The organism is Actinomycetota bacterium (genome assembly GCA_035759705.1).
Taxonomy (GTDB): Bacteria; Actinomycetota; CADDZG01; order JAHWKV01; family JAHWKV01; genus JAJCYE01.
In genome coordinates, this window is record DASTUJ010000006.1 from 1 (window position 1) to 16,831 (window position 16,831).

Below are 16,831 nucleotides of genomic sequence, written 5' to 3' on the forward strand. Positions count from 1 at the left end.
CTCGACCAGAGGGTCGCGGATGCGGATCTTGTGCCCGCACCGGCGCCTTTTGCCGCCCGAGATGACGTACGACAGCACCGGAATGCGTTCGTACCAGGGGGACCGCTCGCCGCACTCCGGGCATACGAACGGCCCCGAGAAGAGGCCGATTCGCGCCCGGTCGCGATGGATCACAACGTTGGCAAAGGAACCCGCGACCAGGCCACCCAAGGCGAACGCCAGCAGAACCAGGAAGTGCGTTTCAACGAACATCGTTTGATCCTACGGCCCGGACGAACCCAGAGCTTCGGAGCGCCCTAATGGGTTGCGTCGGCGGTCTTCGCAAGCTCCCACAGGCCTGCGGCGCTCATCGCTTCGATCGGGGCCTCCACGCCGGTCCAGATCTCGAACGAGATCGCCGCCTGGTGCAGCAACATTCCCAGGCCGCTGTGGGCGATAGCCCCCCTGTCCCGGGCCGCCTGGATGAGCAGGGTGACCGGGGGCCGGTACACCAGGTCGACCAGCACCGCCGACCGGGGAATGGAGCCGGTCGGGATCACCGCCGGCTCGTTGCCCTGGCCCACCGGCGTGGCGTTGATGATCACGTCCGCCTGGGCGACCCAGTGCGCCGGGTCGTCCTTCAGGTCCGCGGTCTCGAAGGGCACGTTGCCCGCCACCGCTTTAAGCTCCTCCGCCCGGCCGGCGTCGCGGGCCAGCACGCACAGGTGGGCCACACCGGCGGCCCCCAGGGCGGCGACCGCTGCCCGGGCCGACCCCCCGGTCCCGATGACCAGCGCACGGCTCTCCTGCAAGTTCACGCCCACGTCCCAGTCCAGGAACCTGATCAGCCCGTCGCCGTCGGTGTTGTGGCCGATCAACCGTCCGTCCCGCACTTCGATGGTGTTCAAAGCCCCGATCCCCTGGGCGGACGGCATGATCTCGTCCATGACGGCCATCGCCGGCACCTTGTGGGGCATGGTGACGTTCATCCCCCGCACGCCGGCCGCGGCCAGGCCCCGGATGGCTGCCTCCAGGTCCTCCGGTTCACACCCGAACGGCAGGTAGACCCAATCCATCTGCAGGTCCTTGAACGCTGCGTTGTGGATGGCCGGGCTCAGGCTGAGCTTGACCTGCTCGGTTCCTCCCAGGATGCCGGTCAGCCGCGTCTGGCCCGAGATCAGCAATTCGTCGGCTGAACGTTCTTGGCGGCCAGGAACTTGTTGTAGTCGGCGGTGAAGACGTGGTGCACACAGTCGCCGGACAGCACGTAGTAGATGGCGTCGGTGTCGGCCGGCTTCAACGCAGCCTCGATCGACGCCTTCCTGGGGCTGGCGATCGGGTTCGGCGGCAGCCCGGCCCGGGTGCGGCTGTTGAAGGGCGAGTCGATGGCCAGGTCGCTGACCGTCAGGGGCTGGCCCTCGTACTTCTTGACTGCGTACTGGATGGTGGCGTCGATGCCCAGTGCCATGTTCGACTTCAAGCGGTTGTGGATGACGGCGGAAATTTCGTCCCGCTCCTCCGCCGACTTGGCCTCCTCCTCGATGAGCGATGCGATCACCAGAATCTCGTACGGGGTGCGGCCGGTCTCGTTCTCGGCCGCCAGATCGGCGTCCTCGGTGGCTTTGTGGAACTCGCCGACCATCCGGGCGACCAGCGACTGGGCCGTCTCCTTCTTCTCGACGAAGTAGGTCGTCGGGTAGAAAAAGCCCTCCAGGGTGGTCGAGTTGGGCGGGAGGATCGTCGGCCGGGCGGTGGCCGGAACCGCGGCGGCCATGAAGTCGGCGGCCGGGATGTGGGTCTTCTCGCCGACGATGCGTGCGGTCTGCTCGACGTTCGAGCCTTCGGGAATCGTCAGACGGACGAACTCTGCCGGCGGCCCCTTCTTCAGCTCGGTGATCAGGCTGTCGAACGGCTGGGCGGTCTCGAGCTTGTATTTGCCGGCGCGAAGGTCGGCGTTGATGTCGTTGAAACGCATGTACATCCGGAATGCCAGCGCGTTGTCGACAACTTTGGCCTCCTCCAGCGTGTCGGCGATCCGGGTGGCCGACGAGCCCTGCTCGATGGTGACCTCAACCGGCTCGCCGCCGGCAGTCTCCGGGCCTTGCGCCCAGTTCCACACAAAGTAGGCGGCGCCTGCCGCCAGCAGGCCCATAACCACCAGGAATCCGAGAAACTTTTTCAAGAGGCCCCCTCCGGGTCTTCGGTTTGTTTTTGTATTGGGTGCGCATCCAGGTAGCTCTGCAGAAGCAACGTTGCCGCAACCTTGTCCACCATCGGCTTCTGCTTGCGCGAGTTCACGTTGTTCGCCCTCAGCGCCCCCTGGGCGATGCGGGTGGTAAACCTTTCGTCCAGCATGTGGACCGGCAGCCCCAGCTTAGTGCGAAGGATGCCGGCTATGCGCACGGCCTCGATCGCCTCCGGGCCCTCGGTGCCGTCCAGGCGGGTCGGCAGGCCGACCACAATCTCGTCGGCTTCCCTCAGGCGGGCCAGCTCGGCCAGCTCGTCCAGGTAGGAGTCGTCGTCCTTGCGCTCCAGGACCGTCAGCGGAAACGCGATGGAGCCGCCGGCATCCGACACCGCCACGCCGACCCGTCGTGAACCGGGGTCGATGCCAAGGATCGTACGGCTCAACTCAGCCCCTGCAGGGTCCGGCGGACCTCGTCGGTCACGGCCTCGAGTGCCCTGGCGATCTGGTCGGTCTGCGGCCCCCCGGCAACCGCCATGTCGGGCTTGCCGCCGCCCCCGCCGCCCAGGATCTTGGCGCCGGTCGACACGAACGGCGAACTGGAGACGCCCTTGCCTACCAGGTCCTTCGATGTTGCGGCCACCAGGTTCGCCTTTCCGTTGCTGGTCGAACCTACGACCACCACCCCGGAGCCCAGCTCGTCCCGCAGCGCGGTCGCCAGCTTGCGGAGGTCGTCGACCGAGGCGTCCTTTCGGAGCGACACGACCATCCGGTGCCCGTTCACGTCCTGCAGGGCGTCCGACGCGAGGATCTCCTTCACCTGGGCTTGGGCCCCCTGCGCCGCCTGCTGGTTCAGCTGCGCCTGCAGGCTGCTCAACGTTTCAAGTGTCTTGTCCAGGCGCTCCAGGACCTTCTCCGGGTCGGTTTTCAGGCGGTCGGCCACCTGCTTGAGCTTCTCCGCCTGGCTGTTCAGGTAGTTGAACCCGGCCCAGCCGGTCAGGGCCTCCACGCGCCGGATGCCGGCAGCGACCGATCCTTCGTGGACCAGCTTCACCAGGCCGATGTTGCCGGTCCGGGCGACGTGGGTGCCTCCGCACAGCTCCTTGGAGTAGTCGCCGACCTCGACCACCCGGACGTGCTCGCCGTACTTCTCGCCGAACAGCGCCATGGCGCCGATGCTCGTTGCGTAGTCGTAGGTGGTCTCGAAGGCCCGGACCGGGTCGTCCCACAGCGACCGGCGGTTGATGATCTCCTCGATCTCGGCCAGTTGGTCGGGGTGGACCGGCTCGTAGTGGTTAAAGTCGAAGCGCAGCCGGCCGGGCTCTACCAGGGAACCCATCTGCTTGGCGTGCTCGCCGAGGGTGTTGTGCAGAGTCCAGTGGAGGATGTGGGTGGAGGTGTGGGCCTGGGTGACGCCCTCCCGGTGGACCGGGTCGACGGTGGCGCGGGCGTCCTGACCCGCACGTATCTCGCCCTGAACGACGATTCCGCTGTGGATGACCACGCCGGGAACCCCCCAGGCGGTGTCGTCCACCCTGAACAGGCCGGTGTCGGTGCGAATCTCGCCGGGGTCGCCGATCTGGCCGCCTCCCCGGGGGTAGAACGGAGTGCGGCTGAGTACCAGATCGCCCGTGCTCCCCTGCGTGAGCACTTGGGAAGGCACCACCCCCTGGAGGATGCCCACGACGCCGGCGTCCAGCGACAGCTGTTCGTAGCCCAAGAAGTCGGTCTTGCCCAGGGTGTCCCGGATCTCGGTCAACGCCTCGTTCTCCGGGCGGTTCTTGCTGCCCGCCGGGCGAGCTGCCCGAGCCCGGGTCTTCTGCTGCTTCATCAAGCCGGCGAAGGCATCCCGGTCGACGGTGAGGCCCTCCTCGGTGGCGATGTCCTGCGTCAGGTCCAGCGGGAAACCGTAGGTGTCGTGGAGCTTGAAGGTGACGTCGCCGCCCAGCCGGGTTTCGCCGGCTTTCTTCAGCCGGGCGATCTCCTCGTCGAGGATCTCCATGCCCTGGCGCAGAGTCTGGTCGAAGCGCTCCTCCTCCTTGGAGACGACGGCCCGTATTAGGTCGGAGTTGCGCCCGACCTCGGGGTAGTCGCCGGAGTAGGTTTCGATGACCACCTCGGTCAGGCGGGCGAGGAACAGCTCCTCGATGCCGAGAAGTCGGGCGTGGCGGGCGGCCCGGCGGATCAGGCGGCGCAGGACGTAGCCCCGGCCGACGTTGCCCGGCAGCACGCCGTCGGCGATCAGCATGGTCATGGACCGGGCGTGCTCGGACAGGACCCTCAGGCCGACGTCGGAGTCGTGCGATTCGCCGTACTTCTTGCCGGTGGCCCGCTCGACCACCTGGAGGATGGCGGACATCGAGTCGATCTCGAACACGGTCGGGACGTCCTGCAGGATCGATGCCAGGCGCTCCAGGCCCAGGCCGGTGTCGACGTTCTTGTTCGGCAGCTCGCCCGTGATCTGGAAGTTGTCGTCCTGCATGTACTGCATGAAGACCAGGTTCCACACCTCGAGGTAGCGCTCCTCGTCCAGCTCGTTGTCGCCGGTGAAGGTGGTGCCGAACGCCTCTCCCCTGTCATAGAGGATCTCCGAGCACGGTCCACAGGGGCCGGCTACCCCCATGTCCCAGAAGTTGCCCTGCTCCCGGGTGCGCCGCAGGACACGTTCCGGGGGCACGCCGACCTCCTTCTCCCAGATCTGGGCGGCCTCGTCGTCCTCCTCGAAGACCGTGATCCACAACCGGTCGACGGGCAGTCCGAATCCCTCGGACATCAGCTCCCAGGCCCACTTGCAGGCATCCGACTTGAAGTAGTCGCCGAACGAGAAGTTGCCGAGCATCTCGAAGAACGTCAGGTGCCGGGCGGTTTTTCCGACCTCCTCCAAATCCTTCTCGCGAAAGCACTTCTGGACCGAGGTGGCCCTAGCGTACGGCGCCGGCCGCGACCCCAGGAAGTAGGGCTTGAATTGGACCATTCCGGCGTTGGTCAGCAGCAGCGTGGGGTCGTCCGGAACCAGGGAGGCGGAGGGGACGACCGTGTGCTCGCGCCCGGCAAAGAAGTCGAGGAAGGTCTTGCGAATCGAAGGGGTGTCCACGGCTATCGCGTATTCGTGCTCGGGCGGCTGATCATGGGTTATCCAACACTACCGCCCTTCCGGAAAAGGGTCTCCCCCAGGATACATGAGCATGATGCTCATGCTAATGTCTACTCATGGCAGAAATGACGAGACGACTGCAGATCCTGGTCGATGAGGAACGATGGCAGCGGCTCGAGCAGCAAGCCAAGAGGCGGGGATCCTCCGTAGCGACTCTCGTAAGAGAAGCCATCGACCTTGCCTTTCCGAGCGGCGAAGCGAGCGCCGAAGACGCTGCCCGAGAATTCCTGGCGCGGCCCCCCGTCGATCTCGGCGATTGGGTCGCTTCCAAACGTGAGATTGAAGCCGGCATGGAACGAGGTCTGGCATAGCCGTCCGGCTGCTGGTCGACACCAACGTGTTCCTCTACGCTCGGGGGTCTGACCATCCCTACCGTGAGCCGTGCCGCCGGCTCCTGGACGCAGTAGGACGCGGCCGGTTCAGGTTGGACGCCAGCACCGAGTTGATTCAGGAGTTCCTCCACATTCTCCTGCGACGGGGTATCTCGCGGGATCAGGCTTTGGAGGAAGCAGGGGAAGTCCGGCGACTTTGCCGGGTCACAGCCTTCGATAACCAGGTTCTCACCATGGCCTTGACGATGATCCGAAAGTATCCCGGTCTGGGCGTACGGGACGCAGTGCATGCGGCAACTGCCGTCGTAGCCGGCATCGACAAGATCTTGAGCGCCGACCAGGTGTTCGATGGTCTCGACGAGCTCGAAAGAGTCGATCCTTTGGATAGCCTGGATCTTCTCAAGCCTTAGGTCAGGCCCCGAAGTCCACCACGTTGTGCAGCTTGCGCAGGTGAACCAGGTCCATCTGGTCCTTGTCCGGGACTGCTATGACGGCCAGGTCCTCGTAGCGGCCGGCCCGCTTCACCAGGTACCCGATCCCCTTGTCGACATCCGTGCCATCCTCGTCCCGCTCGAACAGGAGCTCGGCCTGGTCGAAGAAGAGCACCCCGCCGGCAGTTTCTGCGCCGTCGATGATGCGCTTCATGATCCGCTCGGTCTCTTCGAGGGTCGGGCTGACCACGAGCGACAGGTCGACGCGGTACAGGTTCATCTGAAGCTCTTTGGCCAGAACCTCGGCGGCCGTGATCTTGTGCGGGCTCTGGGGGCCGTTGAAGACGGCGACCACCCCGCTGCGGGGCTTGCCTTTGTTCTTCGACCCGTTCTTCGATCGGGAGTCGTCGATGCGCTCCTGCATGTCGGCCTGGATTCGCTTCATCGTCGAAAGGGCGTCGTCGGAGAGCTTCAGGTCCTCCCAGCCGGCCAGCGGCGCAACTCTCTGCACCACTCGTTCAATCCATGGGGGCATGCGTTTCCTCCTGAGAGCCTCGGGCTAAGCGTCGAGCCGATTATGACCACGCCGGACAACCGGTGCCAAACGCCGGGGCCTTATTAGGAGAGGAAGTAGAGCGCCAGCACCTGGAACAGGTTGTATGCCGCGTGCATCGCGATCGCGGGGATCAACGACTTCGTCTTGATCCGAACCAGCAACAGGCCCAGCCCGACCACGGTGATCATGAAGAGTGCGGGCCAGTAGCCTCCGACATCCGCCAGGTGGAGCAGGCCGAACGACAGGGTGACCACGATGCCGGCAGGCCACTTGCCCCAGGACCGCAGCATTCCGGTGTACATCACTCCACGGAACAGGAACTCCTCGATGACCGGCGCAAGGAGCACGGCAAGCAGCACGAACAGGATGCGCTGCCAACCCGGGGCCGCGGCGGCCTGGATCAGAGGGCCTTCGGCGTTCTCGGGCGAGGGGAACACCATCTCCAGGCCGAAGCCCAGGACCACTGCGATAGCTACTCCCAGCCCAACTCCCGCGGCGATTGCCCGGGGGGACGCCTTAACCACTCCGAAGGGCGCAAGCGCCTCTTTCCAGGTCGAGCCCCGCTCCATCGCCCGGGCGAGCGCAAAGACCACCGGCCCGCCCAGCACAAAGCCCGCCGTTCCGGCTACGAGGAGCAGCACCGGGTCCATATCCTCGACCGAAGAAGCCACCATGGCGGCGTCCTTGCCGGTGGCAATCACGTAAACGATCGTTGCGATGGCGCCGGCGATCACCTGAGTGACCATGTAGACGATGAAGACCAATATCGCCTTCATCGCCTTAACCGGCGTGCGCTCCGGAACTACGATCTGGATTCCCGGCGGCGGCGGTGGGGGCGGATTCTGGACGTCCGCGGAGAATGGCATATTCAAGTGTAGGGGCCCTCAGCCCGTAGCCCGCGAAGCGGCCCAGCGGACGAGCGCCGCCTCCACCTCCTCCGGACGGATGGGCTTGGTGATGTAGTCGTCCATACCGGCCTGGATACACCGGTCGCGGTCTCCCTCCATCGCCGCCGCAGTCATGGCGATGACCGGCGTGTGCCGAGCCGGGCCCTCCTCCCGCCGGATGTGGCGGGTGGTGGCATAGCCGTCCATCTCCGGCATCTGGCAGTCCATGAGAATCGCGGTGTACTCCGCATGTCCCAAAGCCTCCAGGGCCTCGAGGCCGTTGGCGGCCAGGTCGGCGGAAAAGCCGAGCTGTTCGATGGTCGCAACCGCCACCAGCTGGTTGAGTTTGTTGTCCTCGACCACCAACACCCTCCCGCGGGGTGCTTCGGCCGGGCCGGACCGGCTGCTCCCGTACGCCGCCGGCTCGGCCAACGGGAGCCTCGACGACGTGGTTAGTGGGAGGCAGAACCAGAAGGTGCTGCCTTTTCCGCTCTCGCTCTCCAGACCGATGTCGCCGTCCATCAATGCGACCAGCTGCCGGGAGATCGCCAGGCCAAGACCGGTGCCTCCAAAACGACGAGTGGTTGACGAATCTGCCTGCGAGAACGGTTCGAACAGCTTGTCCCGGTCGGCAGCAGCGATTCCGATACCGGTGTCGGTCACGGCGAATCGCACGAACACGGTCTCCCCGGAATCACCGGCCGGCTCCACCTGGAGCATCACGCGTCCCCGCTCGGTGAACTTCACGGCGTTGGAGAGGAGGTTGAGCAGCACCTGACGTACGCGGGCCGGGTCGCCTCGCACAAACCTGGGGGTTTGGTCCGCGATGACGGTTGTGAACTCCAGGCCCTTGGCTCGTGCCGTCTCGGCCAGCAGCCAGCCGGTCTCTTTGACAAGGGTGTGGAGGTCGAAGTCCAGCACCTCGATCTCTACCCGGTCGGCCTCCATCTTCGAGAAGTCCAGGATGTCGTTGATGATCGACAGCAGCGCCTCGCCGGCCCCCTTGACCCCCTCGGCGTACTCCCGCTGGCGCTGGTCCAGCTGAGTCTGCATCAACAGCTGGGTCAGCCCGATCACGCCGTTCATAGGCGTCCGGATCTCGTGGCTCATGGTGGCCAGGAACTCGCTCTTCAGCCGGGACGACTCCATTGCGGCGTCGCGGGCGGTCGCCAGCTCCTCGTTCGCCTTGACCAGGTCTTCGGCGACTCTTCGCTCCCCGGCGATTGACTCGCAGCGGGCCAGGGCCAGGTCCACCATCACGGTGAAGTTCTCGAGCAGGCCCAGCTCCTCGGGGCCGAAAAACGGCGTGTAGGCGTCGGTCCAGATCAGCAGCGCGCCCGAGTTCAGCGCGTACTTCACCACCCCGTCGTTCGATTGACGCAACGCCGAGCCGACCGACGCATCGGGGACCTCGTGCGCGCCGATGATGTTCCCCTGGCGGTCGACCAGTGCGGCCCCCTGACCGCCGAGAATGCCGGCGACGTGAGGGAGCACCCGGTCGGTGACCTCCTCCGGGGTCGTGGCAGCCATCAGGTCCAGCTGAGCCGCGGCAAGAACCCTCTCCTCAGGCCGCCGCCAGATGCGCCGCAAGAAGGGCGGAGGGGCGAACCCGACGAAGAACATCAACGCGCTGGCAGTTGCCAGCAGCTGGGTGGTCAGTTCGGCGGCGCCCGCCTGGCCGGCGCCTTCGCCAGCACCCATCATCAGGACGGCGAGGACGAGGAGCGTCGACGCAATGCTTAGGGTCCGGATGCGGCGGCGCGCCACCGTGGACTTGCCCCGGCCGCCACGCCACAACTTCACTGCAGTGATGAACCCGAGGAGAACCCACTGGACCAGGACGGCAACCATCCAGACGACGAACGCCGAAGGCACGCCCTCGCCGTTTTCCGGGAAGCGGGGCAGCGTAAGAGTACCGACGACCACCGGGGCGGTCAGGAGGACCGCAAGGATGTGGAACTGATTCCTCGACTCCTGGAACGCCGAGGCGAACCGGTAGAGGCAGTAGGGGAACAAGATGAGCAGCACCAGCAGGAGCTTTCCGAACAAGACGAACATCTCGGAGTTCGGGTCTGTCTCGTCCATCGGAAGGTAGCCCAGCCCGGTGATCGTAGCGATCATGGTGAGGGCGGCCACCGCCCACGCCGACTCCGGGGAGCGCCTTTGCCGGTAACGCAGCACCGCCAGGATGGCAAGCAGAACGAACAACGTGGCGTTGACAAAACGCACGAACGTCAAAATCGATTCGAGCTTCAAGCGCGCCCCAGCCTTCCCTAGCTCTAGTACCGGTTACTACTTCGGTCGATTCGAGCCCGAACAACAGTCCTTTCTTGGGAAATTTCGGCTTACCGGTGCCTGTCAACTGGTTCGAGGCTTGCGCCGGCGGCGAAGGTCCTCGAGGCGCTCTTTGATCGCCGCCTCCCTACCGTGGTCGGTCGGCTCGTAGTAACGGGGCTGCGGCATACCCTCCGGCAGGTGGTTCTGGTCGACCCAGCCGTCAGGGTAGTCGTGTGGGTTCTTGTAGCCAGGCCGCTCCCCTTTAGCGCCCTTTCGGGAGAAGTGGGAGCGCAGCGGGCTCGGAACCTCTGCGTTCACGGAGTTCTTCACGTCCTCGGTCGCCCGGCCGAGGGCGACGGTTGAGGCCCGGGACTTGGGCGCCGCCGCCATGTAGGTCACCGCCTGGGAAAGGTTGAGGGCGGCCTCCGGCAGGCCGACGTGCTCCAGGGCGTGGGCGGCTGCCACGGCAACCACCAGTGCCATCGGGTCGGCGTTGCCGATGTCCTCCGACGCCAGGATGATGATCCGTCGGGCGATGAACCGGGGGTCCTCCCCGGCCTCCAGCATCCGGGCCAGCCAGAAGAGTGCCGCGTCGGGATCCGACCCCCGCATGCTCTTGATGAAGGCCGACACCACGTCGTAGTGCTGGTCCCCTTGCTTGTCGTATCGAACCTGCCTGCGCTGGAGCGCCTGCTCGGCCATCTCGACCGTCACCCGGTCGACCTGAGCCGACTGGGCGCTCAACACGCAGACCTCCAGCGCGTTCAGCGCGGAGCGGGCGTCGCCCCCGGCAGTGTTGACGATGTGCTCCAGCGCCTTGGGCTCGAACTCGATGCCGGCCTTCCCGAGACCGTGTTCCTCGTCGTTCAGGGCCCGGTGCAGGATCGTCTGGATCTGCTCCGGCCCCAACGACTCCAGGCGGACGAGGAGGCAGCGGGAGAGCAGAGCCGAGATCAGCTCGAAGTAGGGGTTTTCGGTGGTGGCTCCGATGAGGGTGATCCAGCGGTTCTCCACACTCGGCAGGAGGGCGTCCTGCTGACCTTTGTTGAAACGGTGGATCTCGTCGATGAACAGGATCGTCTTGCGGCCGGTGCCCGCCAGGACGTCCCGGGCTTCCTTGATCGTGCGGCGCACGTCGGCAACCGTGGCGTTGACCGCGGACAACTCCTGGTACCGGGCGTTGGTCGCCTCGGCCACGATGTTCGCCAGCGAGGTCTTCCCGGTCCCCGGTGGGCCCCACAGGATGAGAGAGGTGAAGGCGTTCCGCTCGATCAGGGTTCTAAGCGGACTGCCCGGTCCGAGCAGATGCTCCTGCCCGACGAACTCGTCCAGCTTCCGGGGGCGCATGCGGGCGGCCAGGGGTGCGAACTCGTCGAATCGGGCTTCGAGAGAGTCGGAGAACAGGTCGTCGGCCATGTTCGACCCAATCTACTGCACGACCGCGGATGGACCGGCTCCCAGGCGGCTTTCGCCGCCTAGAAACCGATCGCCCGCCGGGGGATCGCCCGGGGCGGCCCATTGGAAGCGTCGTACAGCTCCGCCAGGGTGCCGCCCGAGTCCGGGGCCGGCCGGCTCGTCCGCTCCGCCCACACCTTGGCCTCCGCCAGGGTGAAGGGCGCAAAGAACACCTCCGCAGCGCACCGGCCCGGCCGGGACACGGCAGGGTGAAGCGTCTGCAGCGGCTCGTTGGTGGTGACCAGGATCATCAGCCGCATTCCCTGGCCCAGGATCCCGTCGACCAGGTTCAGAAGGCGGGAAAGGCCCTGCCCGGTCTGCTCCTTGGCGTCGAGAGTCAACAGCTCGCCCGTGTCCTCGAGGACGAAGAGGCGCCACTTGTCGGCACCTTCGTCGTCGTCATCGTCGTCATCGTCCTTGCGGGTGATCATGCTCACCAGGTAGCTGGGATCCTTGAGCATCCGATCGGGGTCGATCACGTACTCGAAGCTGCACCATTCCCGCCACTCCCAGGCCAGCGCCCTCAGGGCGAAGGTCTTCCCGGTGCCGGGAGGACCGTGCCACAGGATCAGCTGGCCGCTCGTCCCGGGCCGGAAGCCGTCGAACAGCGGGGCAAGGGGCTCGACCGTCGACTTCGGGTAGTTGTGGTCGATCTCCGCCCAGTTAGGCACCTTGATGCTCCGGCTCGACGACTGCGCAAGGCTGTTGTTGTTCGAACGCCAGAAACGGACGTCGACCTCCTGCCTCTCCTTGTGCTCCACCGCGGGGAAGGCCCGGCGAAAATGTTCGAGCAGCTCCTCGACTCCCGGCTTCGGAGTAGCCATCCGAACGGTTACGAAACCTTCCGACAGCACGATCAATGAGATCGAATCCCCCACTGCGACCAGCGCCGTCTGGGACGAGGCGTCCTCCTGGAGAGTCATCAGCTCACCGAGGGAGTCCAGCTCCAGCCTTTCGACACTCGTGCGCCAGCGTGCGGTCCGGCAGTAGGCGAGGCCGCGTTCGACGAACTCACGGGCGAAGATCGCCTCGCAAAAGTCGCTCAAATATGTGTCCCAGGTAAGGCTGAATTCGTTCACTTCATCTCCATTGGTATTGCCGGCATTCCGAACCATCCCGCGCGCGACAAAGAAGCTCCTGGTTGGGGGGGTTTGTGCGGAGGGACGGACAGTGATTGGCGGCCACTTATAGTGACACAGCGGACGCCGGCCGACAAGTCCTACTCCGGCGGGGAGACCACCTTGATGTGCAGGTCTTCCAGCAGGGAGTGGTCCACGATGTCCGGCGCCCCGGTCATCAGGTCGGTCATCGCCGAGCTCTTGGGGAACGCCATCACCTCCCGGATGTTCTCCTTGCCGGCGAGCATCGCCACGATCCGGTCGACGCCGGCGGCGATGCCGCCGTGCGGCGGTGCGCCGTAGTTGTAGGCGTCGACGAACCAGCCGAACATCCGCTCCGCCTTCTCCTCGTCGATTCCGATCAGGCCGAACACCTTGCGTTGCATCTCGGGGTCGTGGATGCGGATGCTGCCGCCGGCGACCTCCGATCCGTTGAGGACTGCGTCGTAGGCCCGGGAGCGGACGGCGCCCGGGTCGGTGTCGATCAGGTCGACGTCGGTGTCGTGCGGCGCGGTGAACGGGTGGTGGGTGGGGTCCCAGCGGTTCTCCTTGGGGTTCCACTCGACCATCGGCGCGTCGATCACCCATAGGAACTTCCACGACTCGGGGTCGGTGGGCTCCAGGGTGGGCCGCAGGTTCATCTTGTCCGCCAGAGCCAGGCGCACCTCGCCCAGGCTGCGCTGGGCAACCCGGCGGGCGTCGGTAACGATCAGAACCGCGTCGCCCTCCAGCGCTCCGGCGGTCTCCTTGACGCCGGCCACCTCCTCGGCAGACAGCGCCTTGGTCAGCGGCCCGGTTGCGCCGTCGGGACCGTAGAGGATCCAGGCCATGCCTCCGGCGCCGAAGGTCTTGGCGACGCCGACCAGCGCCTCGAACTCCTTGCGGCTGAAGCTTGCGCCGGTCGGGACCCGGAGGCCTTTGACCACCCCACCCTTCGACAGCGCGTTCTGGAACATCTGCACGCCGGTCCCGGAAAAGGTCTTCGTCAGGTCGACCATCGGCAGGCCGAAGCGCAGGTCCGGCTTGTCGCTGCCGTAGGTGTCGAGCGCCTCGTCGTAGGTCATCTGCGGGAAGGGGGTCTCTATTTCGACTCCCAGGGTGCGCTGCAGGATCGAGACGAACATCTGCTCGGTGAGCCGGCGGACCTCGGCCTCGTCGGCGAACGAGACCTCCATGTCCAGCTGGGTGAAGTCGGGCTGGCGGTCGGCCCGGGGGTCCTCGTCGCGGAAGCAGCGGACGATCTGGTAGTAGCGGTCGAACCCGGCAACCATCAAAAGCTGCTTGAACAGCTGCGGCGACTGCTGGAGGGCAAAGAAGTTGCCCGGCTGGAGGCGGGACGGCACCAGGTAGTCCCGGGCGCCCTCGGGGGTCGACTTGTTGAGCATCGGGGTCTCGACCTCAATGAACTCCTCGGCGTCGAAGTAATCCCGGATCGCCTTCACGATTTCGTGGCGCATCTTCAGGCCGCGCTGCATCTCCGGCCGGCGCAGGTCGATGTAGCGGTACTTGAGGCGGGTCTCCTCTTTGACGTCGACCCGGTCCTCGATCTGAAAGGGCGGGGTCTGCGCCCGGGCGAAGATCTCGATCGACTCGCCGGCCACCTCTATGTCCCCGGTCGCCATCTTGGGGTTTTCGGCCCCCGGGATGCGGGCTCGGACCGTCCCGGTGACGCCCAGGACGTACTCGCTGCGCACCGCCTCTGCGATCTTGTAGGCCTCCGGCTGCTCCTGCGGGTGCAGAACCACCTGCGTGACGCCCTCCCGGTCCCGAAGGTCCAGGAAGATCACGCCGCCGTGGTCGCGCCGGCGGTGAACCCACCCGTTGAGCGTTACCTGTTTGCCGGCATCGGACGCGCGGAGCTCACCGCACCAGTGGGTCCTCAAGAACGGACCGCCAGGTAACCGACGATCCTGCTCGGGGGCAGCGACTCCTCGTCGCCGGACAGCATGTGCTTCACCGTGAACTTGCCTGCTTCAATTTCCTTCTCCCCAATTACGATCACCCAGGCGGCGTTGCGGTTGTTGGCCGCTTTGAACTGGCCTTTCATCGCCCGCCCTGCGAAGTCCATGTCGGTCGAGAACCCGGCGTCCCGCAACTTGGGGGCCAGCTTGAACCCCAGCGTGCGGGCCTGGTCGCCGATGGTGACGAGGAACACGTCGAGCATGGGCTTGACCTCCAGCCCCTTGCTCTCCATCGCCAGGGCGATGCGCTCCACTCCGAGGCCGAACCCGATCCCGGGAAGCGACGGACCGCCGAGCGACTCCGCCAGCCCATCGTAACGGCCGCCTCCGCCGACTGCGTTCTGCGACCCCAGGCCGGCGGCCGTGAACTCGAACGCGGTGCGGGTGTAGTAGTCGAGCCCCCGCACCAGGCGGGGGTCCTCGGTGAAGGCGACGCCCCACTCCTTCAGGCGATCCTTGAGCCCGGCGTAGTGGATCTCGCACTCCGGGCACAGCTGGTCGACTATCAGCGGCGCCTTCTCGAGCAGCTTGCGGTCGCTCTCGACCTTGCAGTCGAAGGTCCTGAGCGGGTTGGTCTCGATCTTGCGCTGGCAGTCCTCACACAGTTGGTCCGAAACCGATCGCAGGTACTCCTGGAGTTTGGGTATGTAGTCCGCCCGGCAGCCCGGGTGGCCGATGCTGTTGAGCGACAGCGTGACGTCCAGCTCCAGCTCTTTGTAGATCTTGAGCGCCAGCTGGATGACCTCGGCGTCGATGTCGGGGCCGTCCGAGCCGACCACCTCTACCCCGACCTGCGTGAACTGGCGCTGCCGGCCCGCCTGGGGGCGTTCCTGGCGAAAGATCGGCGCCACGTAGAAGAACTTGAGGGGCAGCCCCTTACGGTCGAGGCCGTGCTCGAGGATCGCCCGAACCACCGGAGTCGTCATGTCGGGCCGCAACGTCAGAGACCGGCCGCCCCGGTCCTCGAAGGTGTACATCTGCTTGGTGACCATGTCGCTGCCGGGCTCGAGGCCCTTCTCGAACAGCTGGGTGCTTTCGAACATCGGGGTTTCGATCCGGCTGTAGCCAAAGCGGCGGAACTGCTCGACCGATTTGCCGATGATCTCGTCGTGGAGGGTGGATTTAGGCGGGAAGAGGTCGGGCGCGCCTTTGGGCCCGGTAATTTTCGAGGACATGGGGCCAGTGTACCTGCGGCGGTCTATCCGCCTCGGGCTACTTGGAAACCGAAATCCTGATGCGAGCCGGCGCCTGCCGGGCCAACGAGTCGGCGACCCGGCTCATTGGACGCTGCCCGGTTACCTCGACAGAGAGTTCGTCCGGTGCCTCGGCAAATCCCACACTCGGTGACAACGGCGTCATGCCGTAGTCCGTAAACAAATCCTCGGGTCCCCAGGCTTGAGCCTTAGCTGCCTTGTTTACGGGGTCCAGCCATTCAGTCTTCACCACCTCACCGAGGTTGCCGTTCTGGGCCAGGATGAAGCCGTAGCCGCCGGTCCGGAAGATCACCTCGGTGCCCTGGCCCGGGAGCCACCCGCCCTTCGAAGCCCGGTAAACGTGTTTTGCGGCGTCGACGGCCGTTGCGCCATCGAACCCGTGGTATCCGTGAGCCGGAGCCTTGTCCTTGGGATCGGCCACGTCCGGGGTATCCAGGCTGTTTGTAGCGTTCACGGCGTTGTCAAAGAGGGAGTCCAGGGTGGTCGAATTGAGCACTGGGTTGGCGGAGCGATCGTTGAACATCGCCACCAGGCGCGCAACGTCGACCACCGAGGAGGAGAGTCCGCCGCAGCCGTCGAGGAGTTCGTAGTCCCAGGCGCCGTAGTGAGCCGGCACCGTACCGGAACCCTTCACACTGGACCCGATCTGGAGCGGGAAAAGAGGCCACCCCTTCTTCGGTTCGAATACCCGCATGTGGTGCCGGGCCTCGTCGCTCGCCTGTGCGGTGATCAAGGTTCGCGATTGCCGGGTTTTGGTCATCCCGAGCGGCATCAAAACCAGATTGTTGAGCGCCTGCTCGAATGTGGTGGTTCCCGCAAGTTTTGCGATGACCAGACCCAGCAGAAAATAGTCGAAGTTGCCGTAGGAGACGTTGTTCGCATCGCCGGGGCTTCCGGTCAGGTCGTGCGTGGTGGCATATCGAGCCAGTTGTTGGTGGGTGACCGGAAACTGGCCTCCGAAGGCTTTGACCGCCTCGCCGCCCCACCAGATGAGACCCTGTTTGATCCCTGAAGTGCTTTCGAGGAGGTGGCGGATCCGGATATCCGCCCACCGGGAATCCTTGGGGGCGGACCCGTCCGGCTGGTTAAGGTTGAGAACGACCTGCACCTTGGTGTTGAGAGTCGCGCTGCCCTGCTGGATCAGCTTCCACATCGCCACTGCGGCAAAGGTCTTCGAAACGCTCGCCTGCCTGAAGACGGTGGTCGGCATTACATCGGGATAGGTCGGTGACGGCTCTCCGTAGGTGTAGCCCTTGGCGTAGACCAGCCGCGTCCCCTTGGT

The 16,831-nt window shown here is 65.5% G+C and carries 15 protein-coding genes; 2 read left to right on the forward strand and 13 right to left on the reverse strand.

What is annotated here, in order from left to right:
* The 5 genes from VFV09_00290 to alaS all read right to left on the reverse strand — a co-directional run.
* A partial coding sequence (locus VFV09_00290; protein HEU4866140.1) for a prepilin peptidase occupies positions 1–252 on the reverse strand: 252 nt, incomplete at its 3' end.
* A 44-nt stretch (positions 253–296) separates the two neighbouring features.
* Positions 297–1,163: a shikimate dehydrogenase gene (gene aroE / locus VFV09_00295; protein HEU4866141.1), complete on the reverse strand. Its 867-nt coding sequence runs from the start codon at positions 1,161–1,163 to the stop codon at positions 297–299.
* Entirely contained in the window at positions 1,157–2,161 is a 1,005-nt protein-coding gene (gene mltG, locus VFV09_00300; GenBank protein ID HEU4866142.1) for an endolytic transglycosylase MltG, read from the reverse strand. The genes aroE and mltG overlap by 7 nt, the downstream gene beginning before the upstream one ends.
* A complete protein-coding gene (ruvX, locus tag VFV09_00305) occupies positions 2,158–2,610 on the reverse strand; it encodes a Holliday junction resolvase RuvX (GenBank protein HEU4866143.1) in 453 nt (150 codons plus the stop codon). Before ruvX ends, mltG begins: the two co-directional genes overlap by 4 nt.
* Complete coding sequence (gene alaS / locus VFV09_00310) at positions 2,607–5,258, reverse strand: alanine--tRNA ligase (GenBank protein HEU4866144.1); 2,652 nt, start codon at positions 5,256–5,258, stop codon at positions 2,607–2,609. Before alaS ends, ruvX begins: the two co-directional genes overlap by 4 nt.
* Before the next feature lie 116 nt (positions 5,259–5,374).
* Between alaS and VFV09_00315 the strand changes: the two genes are divergently transcribed.
* A complete protein-coding gene (locus VFV09_00315) occupies positions 5,375–5,629 on the forward strand; it encodes a hypothetical protein (GenBank protein HEU4866145.1) in 255 nt (84 codons plus the stop codon).
* A gap of 11 nt (positions 5,630–5,640) precedes the next feature.
* Positions 5,641–6,060: a type II toxin-antitoxin system VapC family toxin gene (locus VFV09_00320; GenBank protein ID HEU4866146.1), complete on the forward strand. Its 420-nt coding sequence runs from the start codon at positions 5,641–5,643 to the stop codon at positions 6,058–6,060.
* Between the two features lies 1 nt (position 6,061).
* On the opposite strand, the gene VFV09_00325 is transcribed toward VFV09_00320, so the two are convergent.
* From VFV09_00325 to VFV09_00360, 8 genes are all read right to left on the reverse strand, one after another.
* Positions 6,062–6,616, reverse strand: coding sequence for an AAA family ATPase (locus VFV09_00325; protein HEU4866147.1), 555 nt, complete (start codon positions 6,614–6,616; stop codon positions 6,062–6,064).
* A gap of 83 nt (positions 6,617–6,699) precedes the next feature.
* Positions 6,700–7,503, reverse strand: a complete 804-nt coding sequence (locus VFV09_00330) for a CPBP family intramembrane glutamic endopeptidase (protein ID HEU4866148.1) — start codon at positions 7,501–7,503, stop codon at positions 6,700–6,702.
* Between the two features lie 18 nt (positions 7,504–7,521).
* The gene (locus tag VFV09_00335; protein HEU4866149.1) at positions 7,522–9,780 is read right to left on the reverse strand and encodes an ATP-binding protein; all 2,259 of its coding nucleotides are present in this window, start codon (positions 9,778–9,780) and stop codon (positions 7,522–7,524) included.
* Between the two features lie 102 nt (positions 9,781–9,882).
* Entirely contained in the window at positions 9,883–11,217 is a 1,335-nt protein-coding gene (locus VFV09_00340; GenBank protein ID HEU4866150.1) for a replication-associated recombination protein A, read from the reverse strand.
* 59 nt (positions 11,218–11,276) lie between these two features.
* The gene (locus VFV09_00345) at positions 11,277–12,335 is read right to left on the reverse strand and encodes an AAA family ATPase (GenBank protein ID HEU4866151.1); all 1,059 of its coding nucleotides are present in this window, start codon (positions 12,333–12,335) and stop codon (positions 11,277–11,279) included.
* A 140-nt stretch (positions 12,336–12,475) separates the two neighbouring features.
* Entirely contained in the window at positions 12,476–14,257 is a 1,782-nt protein-coding gene (gene aspS / locus VFV09_00350; GenBank protein HEU4866152.1) for an aspartate--tRNA ligase, read from the reverse strand.
* Entirely contained in the window at positions 14,254–15,510 is a 1,257-nt protein-coding gene (gene hisS / locus VFV09_00355) for a histidine--tRNA ligase (protein HEU4866153.1), read from the reverse strand. The genes aspS and hisS overlap by 4 nt, the downstream gene beginning before the upstream one ends.
* 37 nt (positions 15,511–15,547) lie before the next feature.
* Positions 15,548–16,831: serine hydrolase domain-containing protein (locus VFV09_00360; protein HEU4866154.1), on the reverse strand; the 1,284-nt coding region annotated here is incomplete at its 5' end.

Bases quoted from the DNA above. Each gene is read 5' to 3' on its own strand.
- VFV09_00315 (HEU4866145.1), top strand. From the start codon at position 5,375: ATGGCAGAAATGACGAGACGACTGCAGATCCTGGTCGATGAGGAACGA.
- VFV09_00325 (HEU4866147.1), bottom strand. From the start codon at position 6,616: ATGCCCCCATGGATTGAACGAGTGGTGCAGAGAGTTGCGCCGCTGGCC.
- VFV09_00330 (HEU4866148.1), bottom strand. From the start codon at position 7,503: ATGCCATTCTCCGCGGACGTCCAGAATCCGCCCCCACCGCCGCCGCCG.
- VFV09_00340 (HEU4866150.1), bottom strand. From the start codon at position 11,217: ATGGCCGACGACCTGTTCTCCGACTCTCTCGAAGCCCGATTCGACGAG.
- hisS (HEU4866153.1), bottom strand. From the start codon at position 15,510: ATGTCCTCGAAAATTACCGGGCCCAAAGGCGCGCCCGACCTCTTCCCG.